Here is a 25,628-nt window from a genome sequence, read left to right as displayed (position 1 = left end):
TCCGGACCCGGCACGACGAACGCCCCGGCCGCTCGGCCGGGGCGTTCGTCGTGAAGCGTGGATCAGAAGTACGAGCCGATCGTCGGCAGTGCGAGCACGGAGTCGATCGCCAGGCCCAGGCACACCACCGCGAGGTAGTTGTTGGACTGGAGGAACAGCTTGAGCGGCTTGACCGACGCCCCGCCGCGCACACTGTTGAACAGCTGGTGCGCGACGATCAGGAACCAGGCGCCCGCGAGCAGCGCGACGGCCGCGTAGATCACACCGGCGGCCGGGACGATCACCAGCGTCGCGATCACGGTCGCCCAGGTGTAGAGCACGATCTGCTTCGTGACGTGCTGCTCGGTGGCGATGACCGGCAACATCGGCACGCCGGCTGCCTTGTAGTCCTCCTTGTAACGCATCGCGAGCGCCCAGGTGTGCGGCGGCGTCCAGAAGAAGATGACCAGGAACAACACGATGGGTTCCCAGCTCAGCGAACCCGTCACGGCGGCCCAGCCGACCATCACGGGCATACATCCGGCAGCCCCGCCCCAGACCACGTTCTGCCAGGTCCGGCGTTTGAGCACCATCGTGTACACGAGCACGTAGAACGCGATCGTCGCCACGACCAGCAGTCCGGCCAACAGGTTGGCGCGCCACCACAACCACGCGAAGGACGCGATGCCGAGCAGCATGCCGAAGACGAGGGCGTTGCGTGTCGGCACCGTCTGCCGGGCGAGCGGACGCAACGCCGTGCGTTTCATCACCTTGTCGATGTCGGCGTCGACGACGCAGTTGAGCGAGTTGGCGCTCGCCGCACCCATCCAGCCGCCGAACAGGGTGCTCAGGATGAGCACGATGTCGACGTTGCCGCGGTCGGCGAACAGCATCGCGGGAATGGTCGCGACCAGCAGGAGTTCGATCACCCGCGGCTTGGTCAACGCTATGTAGGCGAGGACGGTGCCGGAGATCCGGCCCCACGCGGTGTCGGGGCGCGGGGCGCTCGGCGCTTCGGGGGCGCCGAAGCCGTGTCCTCCCGGCCGTCGCCCTGCCCGCACACTGTCTCCTTGTCCCACGCGGATCCGCACCTTCGTTTCGCCCGTTCACGGTCGCCCGGTTCCGGACGCTCCTCTACTACGAACGATGGTAGACCGGACCGTTGCCCGGACCGAATCGACCCGTTCGGAGCAGCGCATTAGTCTGAAGTAGCGCGCGGGCCGACTTCCACCCGCCGGGACCCCGTACACCCATGTCAGGAGACTTCAAGCTCGTGTCGATCACAGACGAGATCCGCACCCTCACCCAGCCTGCGCATCCTGCCGACTGGACCGACCTGGACACCAAGGCCGTCGACACCGCGCGCGTGCTCGCCGCCGACGCCGTGCAGAAGGTCGGAAACGGGCATCCCGGTACCGCGATGAGCCTCGCTCCCCTCGCGTACACCCTTTTCCAGCGTGTGATGCGCCACGATCCGACCGACCCCGAGTGGGTCGGCCGCGACCGCTTCGTGCTCTCGTGCGGACATTCGAGCCTGACGCTGTACACCCAGCTGTACCTGTCCGGCTACGGACTCGAGCTCGCCGACCTCGAAGCGCTGCGCACGTGGGGTTCGCTCACCCCGGGCCACCCCGAGTACGGCCACACCGCCGGCGTCGAGATGACCACCGGCCCACTGGGTCAGGGTCTGGCCTCCGCCGTGGGCATGGCGATGGCCGCCCGCCGCGAGCGCGGTCTGCTCGATCCCGAGGCGCCCGCCGGCTCGAGCCCGTTCGACCACTACGTCTATGTGATCGCGTCCGACGGCGACATCGAGGAGGGCGTGACCTCCGAGGCGTCCTCGCTCGCCGGTGTCCAGCAGCTCGGCAACCTGATCGTCTTCTACGACGACAACAAGATCTCCATCGAGCACGACACCGCGATCGCTCTCGGTGAGGACGTCTCCAAGCGCTACGAGGCATACGGCTGGCACGTGCAGACCGTCGAGGGCGGCGAGAACGTCACCGCCCTGCTCGAGGCCGTCGAGGCCGCGAAGGCGGTCACCGACCGTCCGTCCTTCATCTCCGTCCGCACGATCATCGGCTACCCGGCGCCGACGAAGATGAACAGCGGCGACGCGCACGGTGCCGCGCTCGGCGTCGACGAGGTCGCCGAGATCAAGAAGATCCTCGGCTTCGACCCCGAGAAGAACTTCGACGTCGACCCGGCCGTGATCGAGCACGCCCGGCGTGTCGTGACGCGCGGCACCGAGGCACGCGCCGCATGGCAGGCCGACTTCGACGCGTGGGCCGCCCGCGAGCCGCAGCGCAAGGAACTGTTCGACCGCCTGCACGCCGGTGAGTTCCCGGAGGGCTGGGTCGACGCACTGCCGACCTACGAGCCCACCGAGAGCGGTCCCGCGACCCGCTCGGCGTCCGGCAAGGCCCTCGCCGCGCTCGGACCGGTACTGCCCGAGCTGTGGGGCGGTTCCGCCGACCTCGCCGGCAGCAACAACACGACGATTCCCGGTTCCGACTCCTTCGGTCCCGAGTCGATCTCCACGAAGGACTGGAACGCGCAGCCCTACGGACGCACCCTGCACTTCGGCGTCCGCGAACACGCGATGGGATCGATCCTCAACGGCATCGCCCTGCACGGCCCGACCCGCCCCTACGGCGGCACCTTCCTCGTCTTCTCCGACTACATGCGGCCCGCGGTGCGTCTCGCGGCCCTCATGCAGACCCCGGCGATCTACGTGTGGACGCACGATTCGATCGGTCTCGGTGAGGACGGCCCGACGCACCAGCCGATCGAGCACCTCGCGGCGCTGCGCGCGATCCCGAATCTCGCCGTGATCCGCCCGGCCGACGCCAACGAGACGTCGTTCGCGTGGAAGGCCGCGTTGGAGAACCGCACCGGCCCGACCGCTCTGGCGCTGACCCGTCAGAACGTGCCGGTGCTCGAGGGCACGCGGGAGAAGGCCGCCGAGGGTGTCGCCCGCGGTGCCTACATCCTGGCCGAGGCCTCGTCGGGCACCCCGGAGGTCGTGATCCTCGCGACCGGTTCCGAGGTCCAGCTCGCCGTTGCCGCCCGCGAGACCCTCGAGGCCGACGGTGTGCCCACCCGCGTCGTCTCCGTGCCGGTGCTCGACCGGTTCCTCGAGCAGGACCAGGCCTACCGCGACGAGGTGCTGCCCCCGTCGGTGCGCGCCCGCGTGTCCGTCGAGGCCGGTCTCGCGATGCCGTGGTACCGCCTCATCGGCGACGCCGGTGAGCCGGTCTCGCTCGAGCACTACGGCGCCTCCGCCGATTACAAGACCCTGTACCGCGAGTTCGGCATCACTGCCGAGGCCGTCGTCGACGCCGCGCGTCGCTCGCTGACCCGAGTGAAGGGATGATCCGATGACCCAGCAGACCTCCACGCAGAACGCTGCGCTGGCCGAACTGTCCGCCCAGGGTGTCTCGGTGTGGCTGGACGACCTGTCCCGCGACCTCATCGACTCCGGCAAGCTCGCCGAGCTCGTCGCGACCCGCAGTGTCGTGGGTGTGACGACCAATCCGTCGATCTTCCAAGCCGCCCTGTCGAAGGGCCATGCCTACGACGCGCAGATCCGCGATCTCGCCGCCGCCGGTGCCGACGCCACCGAGGCGATCCGCACCGTCACCACCGACGACGTGCGCGCGGCCTGCGACGTCCTCGCGCCGGTGTTCGAGGCCACGGACGGCCTCGACGGACGGGTGTCGATCGAGGTCGACCCGCGTCTGGCGCACAAGACGGACGAGACCGTCCAGCAGGCCCTCGAGCTGTGGCGCATCGTCGACCGCCCGAACCTGTTCATCAAGATCCCGGCGACGATGGCGGGTCTGCCGGCCATCGCCCGGGTGATCGGTGAGGGTGTCAGCGTCAACGTCACGCTGATCTTCTCGGTCGAGCGCTACGAGCGGGTCATCGAGGCCTACCTCGACGGCCTGACCGCGGCGAAGGCATCCGGTCACGACCTGTCGAAGATCCGCTCGGTCGCGTCGTTCTTCGTCTCGCGTGTCGACACCGAGATCGACCCGCGCCTCGAGGAGATCGGCACCGACCGGGCGCTGGCTCTGCGTGGCAAGGCCGGTCTCGCCAACGCGCGGCTCGCGTACGGCGCGTACCAGCGCGCGTTCGAGGGCGGGACGCGGTTCGAGCAGCTCGCCGAGGCGGGTGCCGTTCCCCAGCGTGCGTTGTGGGCGTCGACGGGTGTGAAGAACCCCGATTACCCCGACACCCTCTACGTCACCGAGTTGGTCGCGCCGAACACCGTGAACACGATGCCGGAGAAGACCCTCGAGGCCGTCGCCGACCACGGGGAGGTCACGGGCGACACCGTCACCCGCAACATCGCCTCCTCCCAGCAGGTCTTCGACGCGCTGGCATCGGTCGGTGTGGATCTTCCCGACGTCTTCCGCAAGCTCGAGGACGAGGGTGTGGAGAAGTTCGTCGTGGCGTGGAAGGACCTGCTCGCGGCGACGGCGGAACAGCTCGCGGCTCACGCGCCGGGCGCGGAGGGCTGAACGTGCCCGAATCCGGTGCGGCGGAGTGGGTGAATCCGCTCCGGGACAACAGAGATCGCAGACTGCCCCGTATCGCCGGCCCGTGCGCGCTGGTGATCTTCGGCGTGACCGGCGATCTGGCCCGGCGCAAGTTGATGCCCGCCGTCTACGATCTCGCCAACCGCGGCCTCCTGCCGCCCGGATTCGCGCTCGTCGGTTTCGCCCGGAGGGATTGGGCCGACGAGGACTTCGGTCAGGTGGTCCACGACGCGGTGCGTGAGCATTCGCGTACCCCCTTTCGCGAGGAGGTCTGGCAGCGCCTCGCGGAGGGGATCCGCTTCGTGCAGGGCACCTTCGACGACGATGCGGCGTTCGCGGAGCTCGCGACGACCCTCGAGAAGCTCGACCGCGAACGCGGTACGGGTGGCAACCACGCGTTCTACCTGTCGGTTCCCCCGGACGCCTTCCCCGTGGTGTGCGGGCAGCTGTCGCGTTCGGGTCTGGCCGCGGAACGCGGCGGCTCGTGGAGCCGCGTCGTGATCGAGAAGCCGTTCGGGCACGACCTCGAGAGTGCGCGCGAGCTCAATTCGGTTGTCGGTGAGGTGTTCTCCGAGGAATCCGTCTTCCGCATCGATCACTATCTCGGCAAGGAGACGGTCCAGAACATCCTCGCGTTGCGTTTCGCGAACCAGATGTTCGAGCCGGTGTGGAACGCGCACTACGTCGACCACGTGCAGATCACGATGGCCGAGGACATCGGCCTCGGTGGTCGCGCCGGCTACTACGACGGCATCGGCGCGGCCCGCGACGTCATCCAGAACCATCTCCTGCAGCTGCTCGCATTCACCGCGATGGAGGAACCGGTGAGCTTCGCGGCGTCGGAGCTGCACGCGGAGAAGATCAAGGTGCTGTCGGCGACCCGGCCGGCGGAGCCGTTCGACGAGACCACCGCGCGCGGCCAGTACGCATCCGGCTGGCAGGGCGGCGAGAAGGTCGTCGGACTGCTCGAGGAGAAGGGTTTCGCGGCGGATTCGACCACCGAGACGTACGCGGCCATCACCCTCGAGGTCGACACCCGCCGCTGGGCGGGTGTGCCCTTCTACCTGCGCACCGGCAAGCGCCTCGGCCGCCGCGTCACCGAGATCGCGGTGGTCTTCAAGCGGGCCCCGCACCTGCCGTTCGACAAGACCATGACCGAGGAGCTCGGTCAGAACGCGTTGGTGATCCGCGTGCAGCCCGACGAGGGCATCACGATGCGCTTCGGGTCGAAGGTGCCCGGCTCCGAGATGGAGGTCCGGGACGTGAACATGGACTTCAGTTACGGCCAGGCATTCACGGTCTCCTCCCCCGAGGCCTACGAGCGCCTGATCCTCGATGTGCTCCTCGGCGTCCCGTCACTGTTCCCGGTGGACGAGGAAGTCGAATTGTCCTGGAAGATCCTCGATCCGGTGCTCGAGCACTGGGCGGCGAACGGGCGACCGGAACCCTACGAGTCCGGCACCTGGGGTCCGCAATCGGCCGACGAGATGCTGCGGCGTACCGGCCGGGAATGGAGGCGTCCGTGAGGCTCCAGTTGCGCAACACCTCCGCGAATGCCATCAGTCGCAAGCTGGTGGAGCTGCGACGGTCGAGTGGAATGGTCACGCAGGGCCGTGTTCTCACGTTTATCGTGTGCGCCGGCGACGCGCGAGGCCTCGACGCCGCGATCACGGCCGCCACCGAGGCGTCGAAGGAACATCCCTGCCGCGTCATCGTCGTCGGTCGCGGACGACAGGACGGTCCGTCGCGGCTCGACGCGGAGATCCGGGTCGCCGGTGAAGCGGGTGCCTCCGAGGCATTGATCCTCGCCCTGCACGGCGAACTCGGTGAACATCAGGAATCGGTCGTGGTGCCTTTCCTCCTTCCGGACACCCCCGTCGTCGCGTGGTGGCCCAACCAGGCCCCCGCGGTCCCGGCCGAGGACCCGGTGGGTCGTCTCGCCGTCCGCCGCATCACCGACGTGACCAACTCCGACGACCCGCGTGCCGATCTCGCGACCCGCCTGTCCGGTTACCGGCCGGGCGACACGGATCTGGCCTGGGCCCGCATCACCTACTGGCGGGCGCTGCTGGTCTCGGCACTCGATCAGCCGCCCTACGAGCCAGTGCTCTCGGCACGCGTGTCGGGGCTGCGGACCGAACCGGCCGTCGATCTGATCGCGGGGTGGCTCGCGAGCCGTCTCGACTGCCCCGTCGAGCGATCCGTCGGCGAGCTGAGGGTGGAACTGCGCACGGCGTCGCAGACGATCGCCCTGGAACGCCCGCAGGAAGGTCGCGTGGCGACCCTCGAACGCACCCACAAGCCCGATTCGCTGATCAGCCTGGCGCGCCGGAACTCGGCCGAATGTCTCGCCGAGGAACTGCGTCGCCTCGATCCCGACGAAGTCTACGAAGCCGCGTTGTCGGCCCTGCCGAAGGTGGATTATGTCTGACACGGCCCGCACTCCGTCCGAGATCCGGCGTTTCGCCGACGCCGACGAGGTCGCCCGCGCCGCGGCGTCCGCCTTCGTCGATGCCGTCGTCGCCGCGCAGCGCGAGCGGGTGCAGGCCCACGTCGTGCTCACCGGCGGCGGTACCGGTATCGCGATGCTCGAGCACGTGCGTCGCGACCAGGGCGCCATCGACTGGTCGGCGGTGAACGTCTACTTCGGCGACGAGCGTTTCCTGCCGCCCGGCGATCCGGATCGCAACGAGGTGCAGGCCCGTGGGGCTCTGCTCGACCACGTGCCGATCGACCCGGCACGCATCCACACCATGCCGGCGCTCGGCGAGGACGGGTGCAGCACACCGGAGGACTCGGCCCAGCGGTACGCCGAACTCCTCGCGGCGCACTCCCCCGACGGCACCGTGCCGGTCTTCGACGTGCACCTGCTCGGCATGGGCGGTGAGGGACACATCAATTCGCTGTTCCCCCACACCGACGCGGTGCGCGAGTCGGAGCGTTTCGTGGTGGGTGTCGACGACTCCCCGAAGCCGCCGCCGGCCCGGGTGACGCTGACGCTGCCCGCCGTGCAGCGGGCGCGGCAGGTCTGGTTGCTGGTCACCGGTGCCGCCAAGGCGGAGGCCGTCGCGGCGGCCGTGGGCGGTGCCGCACCGGAGGACTTCCCGTCCGCGGGCGCCCACGGCACCGAACGCACCGTGTGGTTCCTCGATCCGGCTGCCGCAGAGCAACTCCCGGCGCAGTGACCGGGCGGAGCGTCGGGAGTCCGACGCCGTGATCGGCGATCCGGCCGTCATGCGCCCGCGCCGTCGAAGTCGGGATCGTCGGCGTCGTCCGTCTCCACACGGCGCCCCTCCGAAGTACCGGCGGTGTCGCCGTCGTCGACACCGGTTCGCACACACCGCATCCGATTCATCGATCGCGGACCTGCCGTCGAGCGCAGTGCGCGCAACGGTGATCGGCCCGGGACACATCGCACCGTTCGTGGGTCCATGCCGGTGAGCTCCTCCCGTCGTGGACCGTTGTCGTCACGGCCCTCTGTCTCGTTCGACGCGCCGGGACGCCCGACGGTTCCACTCGGGACGAAATCGGCCGGTCCGATCCGGGATCGAGCGGTCAGATACCCCGTTCGATCACCGCGGCGGTGACGCGGTCGTCGATCGACGACACCGGGTTCTCCCGTGCCACCCAGGGGTCACCGTCGAAGTACTTCGCGAAGATCTTCTCGGCCGTGCGGGTGGCGATCGCCTGCGTCGTCAACGTCGGGTTCGGACCTCCGAGACTGTTGGCGAGCGCCGAGTTGTCGGCGACGAACAGTCTCTTCACCCACCGGGCCTCCGCGTCGGCGTCGAGCACCGAATCCCGGTCGCTCACTCCCATCCGCATGCTCGACTGCGAGTGCAGGATCAGCGGTGGCCAGTCGCAGCGATGCACCCTCTTCGCGCCCGCCGCTCTCATCAACTCGACGGCCTTGCGGGTCGCGTGGTCACGATTGCGGCGGGTACGCGCCGAGCGCCGACGATGCTGCACGGTCACCCGCGGCGCCAGACCTGCTTCGTCCGGGTACAGGATCGGCGAAAGCGTCACGCGGTTGTCCGGTTCGACGTCGTCGTCCGAGATGACGAGCGCCGCGAGGACCCGGTCGGCGTCGGCCATCGTATCGAGCAGGTCGCGTCCGACGAGCCTCCCCACGCTGTCGGCCCCCGCGGAATCGACGACGCCTCCGGCACGTCCGTACCCGTGGATGCCGGAGTCGCTGAAGTTCAGCGCGTACGCGATCAATGCCGGGGGCAGGCCGACCTGCTCGATCCCGCCGTAGCCGGGCAGATCGACGCGCGCGTTGGAACCCGGGCCGCGCGTCTGCCCGGTGTACTCGTCGAAGACGCCGAAGACCGCGTCCATGTGGTGGTCGGTGAGGCCCCGGCCGACCCAGCCGTTCGGATTCGGCAGCACCGAGTTCAGCCACAATCGTGGGCTCTCGATGCACCCGGCCGCCAGCACCACCACCGGGGCGGTCGCTTCGTGCTCGTCCTCTCCCGTCGTGAACCGCACTCCGCGCGCCACGGTCTCCCCGTTCACCTCCTCGACGAGGATCTCGAAGACCACTGCATCGGCGATCAGGGTGACGGCACGCCCCTGGGGTGACCACGCGTCCGCGGTGAGCATCATCGGCACGTACGAATTGTCGGTGGAGCGTCTGGCCTTGAGATTCCGCGGCGCCCCCAGCGGCAGATAACAGCCCTGATAGCAGTGCCCGCACATCGTGCAGCCCCGCGCTTCGGGATGGTGCAGACGCGCACGGTCGCGGGTGCGGCCGGCGGTACCACCGGGTTGGAGGATCGCGTTCTGCTGTGCGCGGTGGGCGGCCACGGTGGTATCGAGCGAGGTCTGGTGTGGCAGACCCATGGCCGCTGCTCCCCGCAGGAACAACTGCTCCTTGGCGCCCATCGGGGCAGTCTGCACCGGCAGCGTGGCCTCCACCCACTCGTAGTAGGGACGCAGTTCGTCGTATCCGAAGGGGAAGAGGTGCGCCGTGTCGTACATGTCGCGGTCGGCGCCGTCGTATCCGGAGAATACGCCGGGTGCCGCCCGCGGCGAGTTGCCGAAGAAGTGGAGCGTGGTGCCACCGACGCCGGATACCTGCCACACGAACGAATTCTGAGGCAGATCTCGGAGCCACGGCGTGCCCGAGCGGTCTCCCGGTCCGTGGCGGAACAGCCCGGTGATCGGATTGTTGAGGTCGTCCTCGAAATGGGTCCACTCGTTCTCCGGGTCGGCGAAGCGGGGACCTGCTTCGAGAACGAGCACGTCGAGCCCGCGCGCCGCGAGTTCCTTGGCCACGACGGGTCCGCCACCCCCGGCGCCGATGACGATGACGTCGGTCATCTATCCCTCCACCTCGTCGATTTCGCCGTAGTAGCCCAGGAACTCGTCCCACCCGTCACTCGGCCCTGCATAGCGGCTCAACTCCCAGCCGACCGGCCGCCCCGTGAGCTCGCGCCGAGTACGGTTGTACGCGGAGACCTCCGAGAACGCCGCGAAGGCCGCCAGCGTGGGAATCGCGTTGACCACGAATTTCAGCACCAGACCTTCGAAACGCGGGTCGGTGTCGAGCCATTCGAAGACCTGCGCCTTCGCGGCATGACTCAGGTTCGCGAACGGCGCTGCGAACGGACCACTCACCGAACGCGGGTCGGCGGTGACACCGAAAGTGTTGAGCAGCACCGCGATCGCCGCGGCGCCGGGCAGGTTGCCCGCCTCGGGTCCGAGCAGCGGCATCGGCGAGGCCTGGTCCAGGGTTCGCTCGAGGGATTCCGCGGTGCCGGCGGTGACGCCGCCGGGCCGGTCGGTCCACACGCCCTGTTGGTGCGAGTACGGGTCGTTGCCGGGTGCGACGAACGCGAGCACCCCGTTGATCGTGTCGCGTACGGGCGGCGTCTCGTTCAGCGGACTCGCGTCGGCTTCGCTCGCGAGCACCCCTGCGGTGCCGATCAACGCCGCCATCGTCGCGGCCGTCCCGGCGAGAAAACGCCGCCTGTTCCAGTACCCGTGCTGCGGGTCGTCCACGTCGCCCCCTCGTCGTTGCCGTGGTGCAGCGTACGAGATGTCGTGGAACGATTGCGGAATGTCGTCCGGATCGTCCGGCGGGTCGCACGGACCGGTGGAGCGATCCACGGAAATCGGGTAGCGCGCTACCCGTGCCGTCCGCGCCCGGGGCGTGCAGGATTCGAACACGGCCGATCGGTGCGACGGTGTGGGAATCATGTTGCAGAAGAGGGAGAGCAACCGGTTCGCGTCCGTCCTGGAGGCACTCCGAGACCGGGACGATGCTCCTGCTGATCGTCCCGGCGACGAGCGTCGCGCCGACGTTCTTGCGCCGGCCTCGGACACGGCACCTGCCGGACTGCGCAATGCGACGCCTTCGCGATTGCACATCACCGACACGGAACGGCCGGACGCTCGTGTGCGCACCGCTCGAACGTCGCGTACCGACCGACCCGGAGCGGCAGTGGCCCTGGGAGGGGCTGATCCGCCACGGATATGTCGTCCCCCTCCGCGCCACAGCGGAGACACGTCTCGGCGGCACCGAGGCTCGTTCCCGCCGCCGTCTGCACACTGTCACGTTGTGGTGCATGCTCGTGATCAGCGTGGCGGTGCCGGTGGCGGCATTCGCCACTGGGCTGGTGAGGATCGCAGAGGCTCCCGTCGTCGGTGAACCGGTATCCGTGAGGACCGAAGTGCCGGACAACGACCTCCACGACTGCCGCCATCCGAGTTCGAGGATCTCGTCCCTGTACCGACGGTTCACCCCGCCGTGCCGGATCGGGACGATCCTGTGAACGGATTCGAGCAGCGCACTACACAGCGGGAGGACCCATCGCGGTGAAACGGACCGCACCGACAGCCGGATGCAGGACAATTTCGATAAGGCGAGCGCCCATCGAGAGGAGCCGTGATGAGCACGCCGAGGACGATCACAGGCGAAGTGAGCCCGGAGCGCGATTGCCCGAGCGACTCGTCGCTGGTGCGGTTGATATACCACCGCAACTTCCTGCTCCCGATCGGTGAGGTCTGGGCGGCACTCACCGATTCGGAGAAGCTGGGCCGTTGGTACGGCACGTACATCGGCGACCCCGCTACGGGCCGTGTGCTCCTGACCATGACGGACGACCACGATTCGGCCACCACCTACGTCGACATCCTCCGGTGTTCTCCCCCCGAGGGATTCGCCGTCGACGTGGACGGGTGGCAGCTCGAGGTGGTGCTGCGTCAGGTCGGGAAGGTCACCACCCTCGAGTTCACACACCGGCACGTCCCGCGCTCGGAGGCCGGAGAGATCGGGCCGGGGTGGCAGTACTACCTCGACCGCCTCGACGCAGCACTGGCCGGCACCCGCCCGCCGTTGTGGGACGACTACCTCGACCTGGTCGACGAATACCGCTGACCGGCGCCTTTCGCTGCAGTGATCCGCCCGACGAGCACCACCGGAAATCTCCATCGACGAGTACCGCAGGCCGTACAAGGTGGACGAGGTCGCCAACGACCGGATCGAGGAGGTCTGGTTCACGGGCGTCCACTCCGACGTCGGCGGTGGATTCGAGGACTGCCGGAACAGACGAGCGCGACGGCGACGCCGACCCGGATGAGCCGCATCTGGTGGCTCATCGGGCGAGGAACTCGTGAGATCCTCGGCGGGGCACGATCGCCCGAAGAACTGAAGATCCACGAGAGCGTCGAGCTCCGGGAGGACGGTCTGGCGACCCGGCTACGGAATCCGCACTGGGTCGATCCGGAGTGGTACACGCCGAAGCGCTACGACCTCGAGGTATCCGGCCATACGAACCGCCGGACCGCGCCGCTCCGCCCCCATCGGAGGTCTCGGCGCACCGGGGTCGGTCACAACTCCCGTGAACGCGACAGCTCCGCCGACCTCGCCCTGAGGTGGCGTCGCTCGGGTTCGGTACCGGCGAGCTCGAGCGCCCGCCGATACGCTTCGGCCGCTTCACCTTTCCGGCCGACCCGAACCAGCAACTCGGCTCGTGCCACCACGTACGGTCCGTAGTCGCGGATACTCGGCTCGTCGGCGAGTCCGTCGAGGAGTTCGAGTCCGGCCGCGGGCCCGTCGCGCATCGCGACCGCCACGGCGCGGTTCAGTGCGACGATCGGTGACGGGCTCAGGGCGGTCAGTACGTCGTAGAGGGCGACGATCTGCGGCCAGTCGGTGCTGTCGACGTCGCTCGCCTCGTCGTGCAACGCGGCTATCGCGGCCTGCACCCCGTACGGGCCGGGTGGTCGTCCGGTGAGTGCGGCGACCACCAATGCGCTGCCCTCCTCGATCATCGCGCGGTCCCATCGGGTGCGGTCCTGCACGTCGAGCAGCATGACGGCGCCGGTCGGGGCGGTGCGTGCGTCCCGGCGGGCATGGACGAGCAGCATCAGCGCGAGCAACCCGCTCACCTCCCGTTCCGTCGGCATCAGACGGTGCAGGATGCGGGTGAGGCGGACCGCCTCCTCTGCGAGGGCGAGGCGTTGCAGATGTTCACCGCTGCTCGCGGCATAGCCCTCGGTGAAGATCGAGTACAGCGCCGCGAGCACCACCGGCAGGCGCTCCGGCAGCTCGTCCGGTCCGGGTACCCGGAACGGGATGCGGGCACCGCGGATCTTCTTCTTGGCCCGCACGATCCGCTGGGCCATCGTCGGCGACGGGACGAGGAAGGCCCGCGCGACCTCGTTCGTCGTGAGACCACCGAGGCAGCGCAGGATCAGCGCGACGCGGTCGTCCGCCGCGAGGGCGGGGTGGGCGCACGTGAAGAACAGTTCGAGGCGGTCGTCCGTCAGTTCTCCGGCATCGGGCGGTTCGTACGACGCGCGACGTTCGGTGTCGACGGCGAGTTCCGCCAGTCGCGTCGCATACACGCGGTCGCGGCGCACCCGATCCAGCGCTCGGCGCCTGGCCGTGGTGAGCAGCCAAGCGCCCGGACGCTCGGGCACACCGTCGACCGGCCAGTGCACGAGCGCCGCCTCGAGTGCCTCCGATGCGACCTCCTCGGCGAGGTCGAGGTCGCCGAAGCGATGGACGAGCGCGGCGAGGAGCCGGCCGTGTTCCTCGCGGAACACCGACTCGACGGCCGAGGCCGGCTCCCCCATCGCTCAGTCCCCGAAGTCGGCGATCGGCCGCACGACGACCGTGCCGCCGTCCCGCGATCCGGGACAGCGTGCCGCCCAGTCGAGTGCCTCGTCGAGGCTGCCGACGTCGATGACGTCGTATCCGCCGAGCACCTCGCGGCTCTCGCCGAACGGTCCGTCGGTCACCGTGCGTCGTCCGTCCGCGTCGACCTGCACGGTCGTCGCGGTGACGAGATCCTGCAGGGCGTGCCCGGACACGAGGACACCCGCGTCGCGCATCGCCTTCTCGTAGTCCTGCCAGTCCTCGACGGTGCAGGTGGCCTCGTCGGTCGTGGATGCGTAGATCAACAGCATGTACTTCATGGCGGTCGCTCCCGTCTGTGTGGTGTTCGTCCTACACCATCACGACGAACGGACACCTGCCGGATCGACGCCCGACGAGAAATTTTTTCTAACCGCTGTTGCGCAACGCCGTGGCGAGACCGTTCATCGTGATCTGGATACCGCGCCGGACACGGTCGGTGTCCTCACCGGCACGGAACCGGCGCAGCAACTCGACCTGCAGGTGGTTGAGCGGTTCGAGATACGGGAACCGGTTGTGCAGCGACCGCTCGAGCGCCGGATTATCCGCGACGAGCGAGTCGTAGCCCGTGATCTGCCGGTAGGCGTCGACTGTACGGGCGTGCTCGTCGACGATGCTGCCGAACACCCGCTCGCGCAGTTCGGTGTCCTCGACGAGTTCGGAGTACCGGGCGGCCAGGCCGAGATCGGACTTGGCGAGCACCTGCGCCATGTTCGACAGCACCGAACGGAAGAACGGCCAGCGACGGTAGAGATCCTGCAGGGTCGCCAACCGGTCCGGATCACCGGCCACCCAGTCCTGCACAGCCGTTCCCGTGCCGTACCAGCCGGGGAGCATCACGCGGCTCTGGGTCCACGAGAGCACCCACGGGATGGCCCGCAGGTCGCTGATCGCCTTCGTCTGCTTACGGGAGGCGGGACGGCTGCCGATGTTGAGGGCACCGATCTCCGAGACCGGCGTCGCGGTGGTGAAGTACTCGACGAATCCCGGTGTCTCGTGCACGAGTCGGCTGTACGCGGCGCGAGCGAGGTCGGCAAGTTCGTCGAGGATGCGGTAGGCCTCCGGCGCGTCCTTCCCGAGGCCTTCGACATCGAGCAAGCTCGACTCGAGGGTCGCCGAGACGAGCGCCTCGAGGTTGCGGCGGGCGAGCACCGGTTCGCGGTACTTCGCGGCGATGACCTCGCCCTGCTCGGTCAGACGCAACGAGCCCTGGACCGCGCCGGGAGGCTGGGCCAGGATGGCGTCGTAACTCGGTCCGCCACCGCGACCGACGGTGCCGCCGCGACCGTGGAACAGGCGCAGCCGGATCCCGGCGGTGCGCGCCGCCTCGACGAGATCGAGTTCCGCGCGGTAGAGCGCCCAGTTGGCGGTGAGATAACCGCCATCCTTGTTGGAATCGGAGTAGCCGAGCATGATCTCCTGCAGTCCGTCGTGTCCGTCGACGAGGCTGCGGAACTCGGGCACGGCGAGGGCGGCGGTCAGCGTGGCGGCACCGCCGCGCAGGTCGTCGATCGTCTCGAACAGCGGGATGACCTGCACCGTGCTGCGCGGATAGCCGCGGTCGAGGTCGAGCAGCCCGACCTCCTTGAGCAGGACCTCGACCTCGAGCAGGTCGGACACCGAGGTGCACATGCTGATGATGTAGTGCTCGATGGCGGCCGGTCCGATGCGACGGACCACGTCGGCGGCAGCACGCAGGATGCCCAGTTCCTTGGCTGTCTCGTCCGACAGGTGGGCGTCGGGGGTGGTGAGCGGGCGGCGGATCCGCAACTCCGCGGTGAGCAGCGCGACCTTGTCGTCCTCCGGCAGGTCGCGGTAGCGGTCGGTCACTCCCGCCCAGGAGAGCAGTTCGGCGACGACGTTCTCGTGGACCTCGGAATTCTGACGCAGGTCGAGTGGCGCGAGGTGGAAGCCGAAGACCTCGACGGCGCTGCGCAGGTGCGCGAGTCGATCGTCGGCAATCACGGTCGCTCCGCCGGCGCGCAGCGAGGCGTCGACGATGTTCAGGTCGGTGTGCAGGCGGGCCGGGGTGGCATAGGGCTCGCACGGGATACGCACCGTGTGGGGCAGATCCACGCCGGGCAGCAGCCTGTCCGCGGTGGCGGTGAGGCGAGCGCGGATACCGTGTACGGCGCGTCGGTACGGCTCGTCGCTGTGGGCGGGATTGTCGTCGCCCGAGTCGTCGGCGAGCTTCTTCAGGGCGCTGCTGATGGTCGCGGTGCGTTCGGACATCGACAGTTCGCGTTCGAGCGCGGCGAGTTCGGTGAGGTGATGCCGCAGCGCGGTCTCACAGGCGCGATTCGCGGCCGTGGTGACGACCTCGCCGTCGACGTTGGGGTTGCCGTCGCGGTCGCCGCCGATCCAGGTTCCCGGCCGGACCAGCGGTTCGGTGAGCACCGCCGCGTCGGGCCAGCGTCGCCGGAGTTCGCGTCGCACTTCGGCGTTGAGGGCGGGAACGACGTCGAACAGTGCGAGGTCGTAGTAGCGCAGACCGTTGTCGACCTCGTCGATGATCCTCAGGCGCGCGAGCCGGATGAGCGCGGTGTCCCAGAGGGTCAGGATGTGCCGGTACAGGGCGCGGTCGATTTCCTCGAGCGCGGCGGGTTCGTCGGTCCTCTCCCGGCGCCGCATGAGTTCGGTGACGGCGGTCTGGACGTCGAAGACGGTGCGTCGGCGGGTCTCGGTGGGATGAGCGGTGATGACGGGGGCGACGAGAGCCGACGCGAGCGCGTCGGTCACGGTGTCGGCATCGAGGCCCGGACCGGCGGCGTCGAGCTTGGCGTAGGTGGCGGCGAGGCTGCTGTCCTGCGGTGGGTCGCCTGCGCGCACGTGCAGGGCTCGACGTCGTTCGCGGTGCAGATCCTCGGCGAGATTGGCGAGCAGACCGAAATGGCTGAACGCCCGGGCGACAGGAATCAGGTCGTCGGTGGCGACGCCGGCGAAGCGTTCGGCGAGTTCGGTGCGGTCGATCTCGGAGCGCCGGATCCGGAAACTCTCCACCCGGGCCGATTCGACCAGGTCGAAGGTCTCGGGTCCTGCCTGCTCACGGATGACGTTGCCGAGGATGCCGCCGAGCAGGCGAATGTCCTCGCGGAGGGGTTCGGTAGCAGAGGCAGGCACAGTGTCCGTCATACGGCCAGTATCTGTGCCCGGCGGCCGGGGCGCGACCGCGGCAGCGTCCGTGCACGTGCGGGGATCAGCTGAACTTGATCTGCAGTCCGATGCCGAGGATCGAGATCACCCAGATGATGCCGGTGAAGACGGTGAGACGGTCGAGGTTCTTCTCCGCCACCGTCGAGCCCGAGAGATTGGACTGGACTCCGCCACCGAACAGGCTGGACAGACCACCGCCCTTACCGCGGTGCAGCAGCACCAGCAGGATGAGCAACAGGCTCGTGACGATCAGGAGGATGTCCAGGAACAGTTCCATGTCGGTGTTCGATGTCCTTCGGATGGTGGGCGACGTCGGCGTCAGCTTACCCGCTCGTCCTGTGGGGACGCTGCGGGTGTGCCGGGGACGCCGGGTGGGCGAAATGCGGGCGGGGTGCAGCATCTCGTCGAGATCCTGCACCCCGCCCGATGCCGGTCGCTCTAGAGGAGCGGACCGCCTGCGGCGATCGCCGACAGCTGAGCGAATTCGTCGGCCTTGAGGGAGGCGCCTCCCACGAGACCGCCGTCGACGTCGCTCTGAGCGATGAGCTCACCGACGTTCTTGGCGTTGACCGACCCGCCGTACAGGACTCGGACCGATGCCGCGACCTCGGGCGAGGCCAGTTCGGCGAGGGTACTGCGCACCGCGGCGCACACCTCCTGCGCGTCGGCCGCCGAAGCGACCTTGCCCGTGCCGATGGCCCAGACCGGCTCGTACGCGACGACGATCTTTGCGATCTCGTCGGCGGACAGGCCGGCGAGCGAGTTCTTCAACTGCTCGACGTTGTACTCGACGTGGTTGCCGGCTTCGCGGACGTCGAGTCCTTCGCCGATGCACACGATCGGAGTGAGACCGTGCCGCAGCGCGGCCTTGGTCTTGTCGCGGACGATCTCGTCGGTCTCACCGTGCAAGGTGCGACGCTCGGAGTGCCCGACGATCACGTAGGTGCAGCCGAGCTTCGCGAGCATCGCGCCGGAGATCTCGCCGGTGTAGGCGCCGGAGTCGTGGACCGAGATGTCCTGGGCTCCGTAGGTGATGCCGAGCTTGTCGCCCTCGACGAGGGTCTGCACCGAGCGGATGCCGGTGAACGGCGGGATGACCGTCACGTCGACCTTCTCGAGGTACTTCTCGGGAAGGGTGAACGCGATCTTCTGCACCAGGGCGATGGCCTCGAGGTGGTTGAGGTTCATCTTCCAGTTGCCCGCGATGAGCGGTGTCCGTGCCATGACCGTCAGCCCTCCAGAACTGCGATGCCGGGCAGTTCCTTGCCCTCGAGGTATTCGAGGGAGGCGCCACCACCGGTGGAGATGTGGGAGAAGCGGTCCTCACCGAGTCCGAGCGACCGCACGGCCGCAGCGGAGTCGCCGCCACCGACGACGCTGAACGCGCCCTTGCCGGTGGCCTCGATGATCGCTTCCGCTACACCCTTCGTGCCCGCCGCGAAGTTCTCGAACTCGAACACGCCCATCGGGCCGTTCCAGAACACCGTCTTCGCCGAGCCGAGGAGCGAGGCGAAACGCCGCACGGACTCCGGTCCGATGTCGAGGCCCATCCATCCGTCGGGGATGGAGTCGGCCGCGACGGTCTGCGACTGTGCGTCGGCCGCGAACTTGTCGGCCACCACCACGTCCTGAGGGATGTGGATGACGTCGCCGAAGCGTTCGAGCAGTTGCTTGCAGGTGTCGATCATCGACTCCTCGAGCAGCGACGTGCCGACCGAGTAGCCCTGTGCCGCAAGGAAGGTGAAGCACATGCCGCCACCGATTACGAGCGTGTCGACCTTGGGTGCGAGCGCCTCGATGACCCCGAGCTTGTCGGAGACCTTCGAGCCGCCGAGCACCACGGCGTACGGACGCTCGGTGTCGGTGGTGAGCTTGGCGAGCACGTCGACCTCGGCCGCGACGAGACCACCCGCGTAGTGCGGGAGCAGCGTCGCGACGTCGTAGACCGACGCCTGCTTGCGGTGCACGACACCGAAGCCGTCGGAGACGAATGCGCCGTCGTCGCCGACGAGCTCGACGAGCTCACGGGCGAAGGCGAGCCGCTCGGCATCGTCCTTGCTGGTCTCGCGAGCGTCGAAGCGGACGTTCTCGAGCAGGAGGATGTCGCCGTCGGTCAGCCCTTCGGAACGCGCCAGCGCATCCTGGCCGACGACGTCGGAGGCGAGCTGGACGTTGCGGTCGAGCACCTCACCGAGTTTCGCTGCGACGGGCGCGAGCGAGTACTTCGGATCCGGCTCGCCCTTGGGGCGGCCGAGGTGCGCGGTCACGACGACCTTGGCCCCGGCCTCCGCGAGCGTGCGGATGGTGGGCGCGGACGCGAGGATGCGGCCGGCGTCGGTGATCGTGTCGCCGTCGAGCGGGACGTTGAGGTCGGAGCGCACGAGTACGCCCCGACCCTCCACACCTGCGTCGAGCAGATCCTCGAGGGTCTGAACTGCCACTGTTCAAATGTCCTGTTCTACGAGTTTCAAAGAGACTTGCCGACGAGACCGACGAGGTCGGCAAGACGATTCGAGTAGCCCCACTCGTTGTCGTACCACGAGACGACCTTGACCTGCTCGTCGATGACCTTGGTCAGAGGCGCGTCGAAGATCGACGAGTGCGGGTCGGTGACGATGTCCGAGGACACGATCGGATCGGTGTTGTACTTCAGGATGCCCTTCAGCGGACCCTCCGCGGCAGCCTTCAGTGCGGCGTTGACCTCATCGGCGGTGGCCTTCTTGGTGAGGGTCGCGGTGAGGTCGGTGACCGAGCCGGTCGGGACCGGGACGCGCAGCGCGTAGCCGTCGAGCTTGCCGAGCAGCTCGGGGAGCACGAGGCCGATGGCCTTGGCGGCGCCTGTGCCGGTGGGGACGATGTTCAGGGCGGCAGCGCGGGCGCGACGCAGATCCTTGTGCGGTCCATCCTGCAGGTTCTGGTCCTGGGTGTACGCGTGGATCGTGGTCATCAGGCCCTTCTCGATGCCGAACTCGTCGTTCAGCACCTTGGCGAGGGGGCCGAGGCAGTTCGTGGTGCACGAGGCGTTGGAGATGATGTTCTGCGTGCCGTCGTACTTGTCGTGGTTGACGCCCATGACGATGGTGATGTCCTCGTCGGTGGCAGGCGCCGAGATGATGACCTTCTTGGCGCCGGCGTCGATGTGCCCCTTCGCCTTGGCGGCGTTGGTGAAGATGCCGGTGGACTCGACGACGACGTCGACACCGAGGTCGCCCCACGGAAGAGCGGAGGGGCCCTCCTTGATCGAGAGGGCCTTGATCTTCCGATCGCCGACGACGATGTCGTCGCCCTCGACATGCACGTCCTTGTCGAGGCGCCCCAGGATCGAGTCGTACTTCAGGAGCGTCGCGAGGGTGTCGTTGTCGGTGAGATCGTTGACGGCAACGATCTCGATGTCGGTGGTGCCGAGTGCCTTCTGTGCCTCGACCGCCCGGAAGAAGTTGCGCCCGATGCGTCCGAATCCGTTCACGCCTACGCGGACAGTCACAATGAAGCTCCTTTGCCCAGTATTCCGATGGTCGTACTTGTGTGACCTTCACCCTAGTGGGGTTCGGTCGTACTGTGGGGAGCCGCCCGGTCGTGGCGCGAACTCCCTTGCAAGCCTGCCCCGCTATGCCTCGTCCAGCAACTCAGCGGTGACGGCCGACTCCGTATCGGGGATCCCGAGTTCCTTCGCGCGACGATCCGCCATCGACAGCAGGCGGCGGATCCGTCCCGCGACGGCGTCCTTGGTCATCGGCGGATCGGCGAGCTGGCCGAGCTCCTCGAGGGACGCCTGACGGTGCTGCACGCGCAGCGCGCCGGCGGCAGCGAGGTGGTCGGGCACGTCGGCGCCGAGGATCGCCAGCGCCCGCTCGACCCGCGCGGCGGCCGCCACGGCGGCGCGTGCGGACCGGCGCAGATTGGCGTCGTCGAAGTTGGCGAGGCGGTTCGCGGTCGCCCGCACCTCCCGGCGCATGCGGCGCTCCTCCCAGACCAGCCGGGTGTCCTGCGCGCCCATGTGGGTGAGCAGCGCGCCGATGGCCTCGCCGTCGCGGATCACCACCCGGTCGGCGCCGCGCACCTCACGCGCCTTGGCAGTGACGCCGAGCCGGCGGGCGGCGCCGACGAGCGCGAGGGCGGCCTCCGGGCCGGGGCAGCTCACCTCGAGCGCCGAGGAACGGCCCGGTTCGGTGAGCGAGCCGTGGGCGAGAAACGCCCCGCGCCACGCCGCGGCGGAGTCGGAGACGCTGCCGCCGACCACCTGTGCCGGCAGTCCGCGCACCGGTCGTCCGCGACCGTCGAGCAGACCGGTGCGGCGGGCCAGCGCCTCACCGTCCTTCCCGACACGGACGATGTACCGGGAGCTCTTGCGCAGACCACCCGCGCCGAGCACCTGAATCTCCGCGGGATAGCTGTAGAGCTCGAAGATCTCGCGGCGGAGGCGACGTGCGATCGATCCGAGGTCGACCTCGGCCTCGACGACCACTCGCCCGGCGACGATGTGCAATCCCCCGGCGAAGCGCAGGAGGGCGGACACCTCGGCCTTGCGGTTGCTGATCCTGGTGACCGACAACCTGCTCAGCTCGTCCTTGACCTCCGCTGTCATTGCCACGAGACGCTCTCCCTCCCACCCCCGCGCGTGGCACGGACTCCACCGCGCGAGGACAGACATGTTTCCAGTGCCCCCGCCAACTTGGCGGGGTCGTGTCGATGCGTACCGGTCTCGGCGACGTCGACGAACGAGACGTCCGCTCCGAATCGGGCCGCGGACCGGCTCAGGTGCTCGCGCTCGCGTCCTTCCGGTACCGAGGCAGCATCCACGACGACGTGGTCGACACGGAAATCGGGGGCGTGCTGGGCGAGAACGTGCAGGTGGCGTTCCGCGGAGAAGCCTGCGGTCTCCCCCGGTTCCGCCGCGAGGTTGAGCACGAGGACCTTGAGCGCCGTCGTGTGGACCAGCGCCTCGTGCAGGTCCGGGACGAGCACGTGCGGGATGACGCTCGAGAACCAGGATCCCGGGCCGAGCACCACGAGATCGGCCTCGCACACCGCGTCGAGCGCGGGCGGGCAGGCCGGCGGATCGGCGGGAATCAGCCGGACCCGGCGCACCTTGCCCGGGGTGGTCGCCACCGCGACCTGCCCCCGGATGCAGCGGCTCACCCGCGGGTCGGATTCGAGTCCCGACACGTCGGCCTCGATGTCGAGCGGGATCGGCGACATGGGCAGCACACGGCCGCGCACGTCGAGGACGCGGGCGAGCATGTCGAGGGCGGTGACGGTGTCGCCCGCGACCTCGGCGAGCCCGGCGAGGATCAAGTTGCCGACCGAGTGCCCGGCGAGGGCGCCCGTGCCCCCGAAGCGGTGTTGGACGGTCTCGGTCCACACCCGGACCTCGTCGTCGCGGCCGGCGAGCGCTGCGAGCGCCATGCGCAGGTCGCCGGGTGGGACGACGCCGAGTTCGGCGCGCAGCCGTCCCGAGGACCCTCCGTCATCGGCGACGGTCACCACGGCGGTGACCCGGTCGGTGAGGCGCCGGACGGCACTGAGCGTCGCGTACAGGCCGTGTCCGCCACCGAGAGCAGTGATCGCGGGGCCGGGCACCACCCCGGAGCTCGGAGCGCTCTCGGAGTACGGCGTGCTGTCGGAGTCGGGAGTCTCGGCGGCGTTCACTCGCGCCCCAGATCCCGGTGCACCACGTTCACCGTCAGATCCGGTGCCTGCTCGAGGCGTGCAGCGAGGGCCTCGGCCATCGCCACGCTCCGGTGTTTCCCTCCGGTGCAGCCCACTGCAATCGTCATGTAGCGCTTCCCCTCCCGACGGTAACCGGCGGTCGTCAGATCGAGCAGCCGGTGATAGGTGGCGAGATAGTCCTCGGCACCGTCGCGGGAGAGTACATAGTCGCGCACCGCCGCGTCCTGCCCGGTGTGCGGCCGCAATTCGGCGATCCAGTGGGGGTTCGGCAGGAACCGCACGTCGCACACGACGTCGGAGTCCATGGGCAGGCCGTACTTGAAGCCGAACGACTCCACGGTCACCCGGATGGTGTCGGATGTGGCGTCGCCGAAGGCCGCCTCGATCTTGCGACGCAGATCGGGCCCGGACAGCGCGGACGTGTCGATGACGAGGTCGGCCGCGGCCTTCACGGGAGCGAGCTGCTCGCGTTCGACGGCGATGCCGTCGGTGAGCGTGCGATCGGCCGTGTCGGACTGCAGCGGATGACTGCGGCGTACCTGCTCGAACCGCCGGACGAGCACCGAGTCGGCCGCTTCGAGGAACAGCACCCGGGTGTTGACCGGGCGGGCCGCCAGATCGGTGACGACGCGTTCGAGGTCGCCGGTGAACAACCGGCTGCGCACGTCCATCACCACGGCGAGACGTTGCAGCGGAGGTTCGGCCTGCACCGCGAGATCGATCATCGACAGCACCAACTGGGGCGGGAGGTTCTCCGCGACGTACCACCCGAGATCCTCGAGGGCGGTCGCTGCAGTACTCAGTCCGGCTCCGGACAGTCCGGTGACGACGATGACCTCGGCCTGCGCCGGCCGTTCACCGTCGACACCCTGTTCCGAACCGTCCGCCATCCCCGGGATCCGACCCACTTCGGTCACTGTTCCGACTCCGCTCGTACTCCCGACACGCCGACGGAGCCATCATCGCCTACGGGCGTGTCGCCCGCATCCGCGGCCGTCGGGTCACCCGCAGGTGCCGCAGCCGGATCGCTCGCATCCGCGACGGTCGGGGCGTCGGTGTCCTGCGGCGACTCGGCCGGAGCCGGTACGTCGCCCCGCAGCGCCTCGAGGACGGCTTTCGCCGTGGCCTGCCCGATCCCGGGCACCGCGGTGATCTCCTCGACGCTCGCCTCGCGTAGCCGCGCGACCGACCCGAAGTGGGTGACGAGCGCCTTGCGTCGGGTGTCGCCGAGACCACGAACCCCGTCGAGAGCGGAGGCGGTCATGCGCTTGGACCGCTTGCTGCGGTGGTAGGTGATCGCGAAACGGTGTGCCTCGTCGCGGATACGCTGCAGCAGGTACAGCGACTCGCTGGTGCGCGGAAGGATCACCGGGTCCTCCTCCCCCGGCACCCACACCTCCTCGAGACGCTTCGCGAGCCCGACGACCGCGACATCCGTGATACCGAGTTCGTCGAGGACCTCGGCCGCGGCCGCGACCTGCGGCGCACCACCGTCGACGACGAACAGGTTCGGCGGGTAGGCGAACCTGCGCGGACGGCCCGTCGCCGGGTCCAGTGCTGCTTCGGGCGCGAGGTCCCCGCCGTCGCCACCCTCCGGAACGGATCCGTCCGAATCGGCCTGTCGGGCGAGGTCGCGGTTGTGGCGGAGGAAACGCCGGCGGGTGACCTCGGCGATCGAGGCGACGTCGTCGGAGTGCCCGTCGCCCGCGGCGTGCTTGATGGCGTAGTGCCGGTAGTCGGACTTGCGGGGCAGTCCGTCCTCGAAGACGACCAGCGATGCGACGACGTCGGTGCCCTGCACGTGGCTGATGTCGACACACTCGATACGCAGCGGCGCCGAGTCGAGGTCGAGGGCGTCCTGGATACCCTGCAACGCCGCCGATCGGGCATTGAAGTCGCCCGCGCGCCGCAGCTTGTGCTGGGCAAGTGCTTCCTTGGCGTTGCGTTCGACCGTGTCGGCCAGTGCCTTCTTGTCGCCGCGCTGCGGGATGCGCAGACGCACGGGACCGCCGCGCAGACGCCCGAGCCAGCGGCTCATCTCATCCGGGTCGGGCGGCAGGGCGGGGACGAGCACCTCGCGCGGCACGGCACTGGTGGCGTCCGCGTCGTCGGTGCCGAGCGCGGCCTCCTCGCCGTAGAACTGGGTGAGGAACTGTTCGACGAGCAGCGAGAGTTCTTCGGCGTCGTCGGTCCCCTCGGCGGCCTCGACGCCTTCGATGTCGCGGTCCTCGGGACGGTCGAGCACGTCGCCGGACTTCTCGACGACCCAGCCGCGTTGACCCCGCACGCGACCGCCGCGCACGTGAAAGACCTGGACGGCCACCTCGAGGTCGTCGCCGGCGAACGCCACGAGGTCGGCGTCGGTACCGTCGCCGAGCACGACGGCCTGCTTCTCGAGTGCCTTGCGCAGTGCCCCGAGATCGTCGCGCAGGCGGGCTGCGGTCTCGAAGTCGAGTTCCTCCGCGGCGGCCTGCATCCGCTTCTCGACATCGCGGACGAGTTTGTCGGTGCGACCGGCGAGGAAGTCGCAGAAGTCCTCGACGATGCGGCGGTGTTCGTCGGCGGAGACGCGTCCGACACACGGCGCGGAGCATTTGTCGATGTAGCCGAGCAGGCACGGGCGGCCGATCTGCGCGTGCCGCTTGAAGACCCCGGCCGAGCACGTGCGCGACGGGAACACCCGCAGCAACAGGTCGAGGGTCTCGCGGATCGCCCAGGCATGCGAGTAGGGACCGAAATAGCGCACGCCCTTGCGGCGCGGCCCCCGGTAGACGAACAGACGGGGGTATTCCTCGTTCAACGTGACCGCGAGCATCGGGTACGTCTTGTCGTCGCGGTAGCGGACGTTGAACCGCGGATCGAACTCCTTGATCCAGTTGTACTCGAGTTGGAGTGCCTCGACCTCGGTGCGCACCACCGTCCACTCGACCCGGCCCGCCGTGGTCACCATCTGACGGGTGCGCGGATGCAGCGAGGCGATGTCGGCGAAGTACGAGTTCAGGCGGGACCGGAGATTCTTCGCCTTGCCGACGTAGACGACCCGGCCGTGCGGGTCGCGGAACTTGTAGACCCCCGGCTCCGTGGGAATGGAACCGGGGGCTGGGCGATATGTCGAGGGGTCGGGCACAGGTCCA

At 68.9% G+C, this 25,628-nt stretch carries 20 protein-coding genes and 1 pseudogene; 7 read left to right on the top strand and 14 right to left on the bottom strand.

Annotation, left to right across the window (positions count from 1 at the left end; all coding sequences use genetic code 11):
- Positions 1 to 62: 62 nt before the first annotated feature.
- On the bottom strand, positions 63 to 1,040 hold the full coding sequence (locus tag RBB84_RS06755; protein ID WP_006551492.1) for a heme o synthase: 978 nt from the start codon (positions 1,038 to 1,040) through the stop codon (positions 63 to 65).
- Positions 1,041 to 1,252: 212 nt separating this feature from the next.
- Between RBB84_RS06755 and tkt the strand changes: the two genes are divergently transcribed.
- Genes tkt through pgl form a run of 5 tightly spaced genes read left to right on the top strand, consistent with a single transcriptional unit; the run spans position 1,253 to position 7,708 of the window.
- Complete coding sequence (gene tkt / locus RBB84_RS06750; protein ID WP_024100809.1) at positions 1,253 to 3,355, top strand: transketolase; 2,103 nt, start codon at positions 1,253 to 1,255, stop codon at positions 3,353 to 3,355.
- Between the two features lie 4 nt (positions 3,356 to 3,359).
- Entirely contained in the window at positions 3,360 to 4,505 is a 1,146-nt protein-coding gene (gene tal / locus RBB84_RS06745) for a transaldolase (protein ID WP_006551490.1), read from the top strand.
- A 2-nt stretch (positions 4,506 to 4,507) separates the two neighbouring features.
- Complete coding sequence (zwf, locus tag RBB84_RS06740) at positions 4,508 to 6,049, top strand: glucose-6-phosphate dehydrogenase (RefSeq protein WP_006551489.1); 1,542 nt, start codon at positions 4,508 to 4,510, stop codon at positions 6,047 to 6,049.
- Complete coding sequence (opcA, locus tag RBB84_RS06735) at positions 6,046 to 6,954, top strand: glucose-6-phosphate dehydrogenase assembly protein OpcA (RefSeq protein ID WP_024100808.1); 909 nt, start codon at positions 6,046 to 6,048, stop codon at positions 6,952 to 6,954. Before zwf ends, opcA begins: the two co-directional genes overlap by 4 nt.
- Positions 6,947 to 7,708 (top strand): 6-phosphogluconolactonase, encoded by a 762-nt coding sequence (pgl, locus tag RBB84_RS06730; RefSeq protein ID WP_019289290.1) that lies wholly within the window; start codon positions 6,947 to 6,949, stop codon positions 7,706 to 7,708. The genes opcA and pgl overlap by 8 nt, the downstream gene beginning before the upstream one ends.
- 370 nt (positions 7,709 to 8,078) lie before the next feature.
- Here the strand turns inward: pgl and RBB84_RS06725 are convergent, their stop codons facing one another.
- Both RBB84_RS06725 and RBB84_RS06720 read right to left on the bottom strand, forming a co-directional pair.
- A complete protein-coding gene (locus RBB84_RS06725) occupies positions 8,079 to 9,848 on the bottom strand; it encodes a GMC family oxidoreductase N-terminal domain-containing protein (protein ID WP_006551486.1) in 1,770 nt (589 codons plus the stop codon).
- Positions 9,849 to 10,529: a twin-arginine translocation signal domain-containing protein gene (locus tag RBB84_RS06720; protein WP_230809435.1), complete on the bottom strand. Its 681-nt coding sequence runs from the start codon at positions 10,527 to 10,529 to the stop codon at positions 9,849 to 9,851.
- Between the two features lie 889 nt (positions 10,530 to 11,418).
- On the opposite strand from RBB84_RS06720, the gene RBB84_RS06715 reads away from it, so the two are divergent.
- Both RBB84_RS06715 and RBB84_RS06710 read left to right on the top strand, forming a co-directional pair.
- Positions 11,419 to 11,907, top strand: coding sequence for an SRPBCC domain-containing protein (locus tag RBB84_RS06715; protein WP_019289288.1), 489 nt, complete (start codon positions 11,419 to 11,421; stop codon positions 11,905 to 11,907).
- A 79-nt stretch (positions 11,908 to 11,986) separates the two neighbouring features.
- The gene (locus tag RBB84_RS06710) at positions 11,987 to 12,109 is read left to right on the top strand and encodes a DUF2235 domain-containing protein (protein WP_006551483.1); all 123 of its coding nucleotides are present in this window, start codon (positions 11,987 to 11,989) and stop codon (positions 12,107 to 12,109) included.
- A 250-nt stretch (positions 12,110 to 12,359) separates the two neighbouring features.
- On the opposite strand, the gene RBB84_RS06705 is transcribed toward RBB84_RS06710, so the two are convergent.
- From RBB84_RS06705 to uvrC, 11 genes and pseudogenes are all read right to left on the bottom strand, one after another.
- Positions 12,360 to 13,610 (bottom strand): RNA polymerase sigma factor, encoded by a 1,251-nt coding sequence (locus tag RBB84_RS06705; RefSeq protein ID WP_064256298.1) that lies wholly within the window; start codon positions 13,608 to 13,610, stop codon positions 12,360 to 12,362.
- A 3-nt stretch (positions 13,611 to 13,613) separates the two neighbouring features.
- A complete protein-coding gene (locus tag RBB84_RS06700; protein ID WP_019289286.1) occupies positions 13,614 to 13,952 on the bottom strand; it encodes a YciI family protein in 339 nt (112 codons plus the stop codon).
- Positions 13,953 to 14,040: 88 nt separating this feature from the next.
- Positions 14,041 to 16,803, bottom strand: coding sequence for a phosphoenolpyruvate carboxylase (gene ppc / locus RBB84_RS06695; protein ID WP_019289285.1), 2,763 nt, complete (start codon positions 16,801 to 16,803; stop codon positions 14,041 to 14,043).
- A gap of 64 nt (positions 16,804 to 16,867) precedes the next feature.
- On the bottom strand, positions 16,868 to 17,101 hold the full coding sequence (gene secG, locus RBB84_RS06690; RefSeq protein ID WP_006551479.1) for a preprotein translocase subunit SecG: 234 nt from the start codon (positions 17,099 to 17,101) through the stop codon (positions 16,868 to 16,870).
- Positions 17,102 to 17,262: 161 nt separating this feature from the next.
- Positions 17,263 to 18,048, bottom strand: coding sequence for a triose-phosphate isomerase (gene tpiA, locus RBB84_RS06685; protein ID WP_064256299.1), 786 nt, complete (start codon positions 18,046 to 18,048; stop codon positions 17,263 to 17,265).
- A 5-nt stretch (positions 18,049 to 18,053) separates the two neighbouring features.
- Positions 18,054 to 19,265 (bottom strand): phosphoglycerate kinase, encoded by a 1,212-nt coding sequence (locus RBB84_RS06680; protein ID WP_006551477.1) that lies wholly within the window; start codon positions 19,263 to 19,265, stop codon positions 18,054 to 18,056.
- Positions 19,266 to 19,291: 26 nt separating this feature from the next.
- Positions 19,292 to 20,308 (bottom strand): type I glyceraldehyde-3-phosphate dehydrogenase, encoded by a 1,017-nt coding sequence (gene gap / locus RBB84_RS06675; protein ID WP_006551476.1) that lies wholly within the window; start codon positions 20,306 to 20,308, stop codon positions 19,292 to 19,294.
- 123 nt (positions 20,309 to 20,431) lie between these two features.
- Positions 20,432 to 21,415, bottom strand: a complete 984-nt coding sequence (gene whiA, locus RBB84_RS06670; protein WP_006551475.1) for a DNA-binding protein WhiA — start codon at positions 21,413 to 21,415, stop codon at positions 20,432 to 20,434.
- Entirely contained in the window at positions 21,406 to 22,407 is a 1,002-nt protein-coding gene (gene yvcK, locus RBB84_RS06665) for a uridine diphosphate-N-acetylglucosamine-binding protein YvcK (protein ID WP_269454803.1), read from the bottom strand. The genes whiA and yvcK overlap by 10 nt, the downstream gene beginning before the upstream one ends.
- Positions 22,408 to 22,469: 62 nt before the next feature.
- Positions 22,470 to 23,384 carry an RNase adapter RapZ gene (gene rapZ, locus RBB84_RS06660; RefSeq protein ID WP_006551473.1) on the bottom strand — a complete coding sequence of 305 codons (915 nt, stop codon included), beginning with the start codon at positions 23,382 to 23,384 and terminating at the stop codon, positions 22,470 to 22,472.
- A gap of 206 nt (positions 23,385 to 23,590) precedes the next feature.
- Positions 23,591 to 25,621: pseudogene (gene uvrC / locus RBB84_RS06655) on the bottom strand (excinuclease ABC subunit UvrC); the annotation flags it as partial.
- Positions 25,622 to 25,628: the final 7 nt, after the last annotated feature.

The organism is Rhodococcus sp. D-6, assembly GCF_040256695.1.
GTDB classification, from domain to species: Bacteria; Actinomycetota; Actinomycetes; order Mycobacteriales; family Mycobacteriaceae; genus Rhodococcus; species Rhodococcus pyridinivorans.
Note: the sequence above shows the minus strand (reverse complement) of the source record. Positions and strands in the feature narration are given on the sequence as shown.

What these genes read in the sequence shown, in the direction of transcription:
- tal (WP_006551490.1), top strand. Translation starts at nt 3,360, where the DNA reads ATGACCCAGCAGACCTCCACGCAGAACGCTGCGCTGGCCGAACTGTCC.
- pgl (WP_019289290.1), top strand. Translation starts at nt 6,947, where the DNA reads ATGTCTGACACGGCCCGCACTCCGTCCGAGATCCGGCGTTTCGCCGAC.
- RBB84_RS06725 (WP_006551486.1), bottom strand. Translation starts at nt 9,848, where the DNA reads ATGACCGACGTCATCGTCATCGGCGCCGGGGGTGGCGGACCCGTCGTG.
- RBB84_RS06715 (WP_019289288.1), top strand. Translation starts at nt 11,419, where the DNA reads ATGAGCACGCCGAGGACGATCACAGGCGAAGTGAGCCCGGAGCGCGAT.
- RBB84_RS06705 (WP_064256298.1), bottom strand. Translation starts at nt 13,610, where the DNA reads ATGGGGGAGCCGGCCTCGGCCGTCGAGTCGGTGTTCCGCGAGGAACAC.
- RBB84_RS06700 (WP_019289286.1), bottom strand. Translation starts at nt 13,952, where the DNA reads ATGAAGTACATGCTGTTGATCTACGCATCCACGACCGACGAGGCCACC.
- ppc (WP_019289285.1), bottom strand. Translation starts at nt 16,803, where the DNA reads ATGACGGACACTGTGCCTGCCTCTGCTACCGAACCCCTCCGCGAGGAC.
- secG (WP_006551479.1), bottom strand. Translation starts at nt 17,101, where the DNA reads ATGGAACTGTTCCTGGACATCCTCCTGATCGTCACGAGCCTGTTGCTC.
- tpiA (WP_064256299.1), bottom strand. Translation starts at nt 18,048, where the DNA reads ATGGCACGGACACCGCTCATCGCGGGCAACTGGAAGATGAACCTCAAC.
- rapZ (WP_006551473.1), bottom strand. Translation starts at nt 23,384, where the DNA reads ATGGCGGACGGTTCGGAACAGGGTGTCGACGGTGAACGGCCGGCGCAG.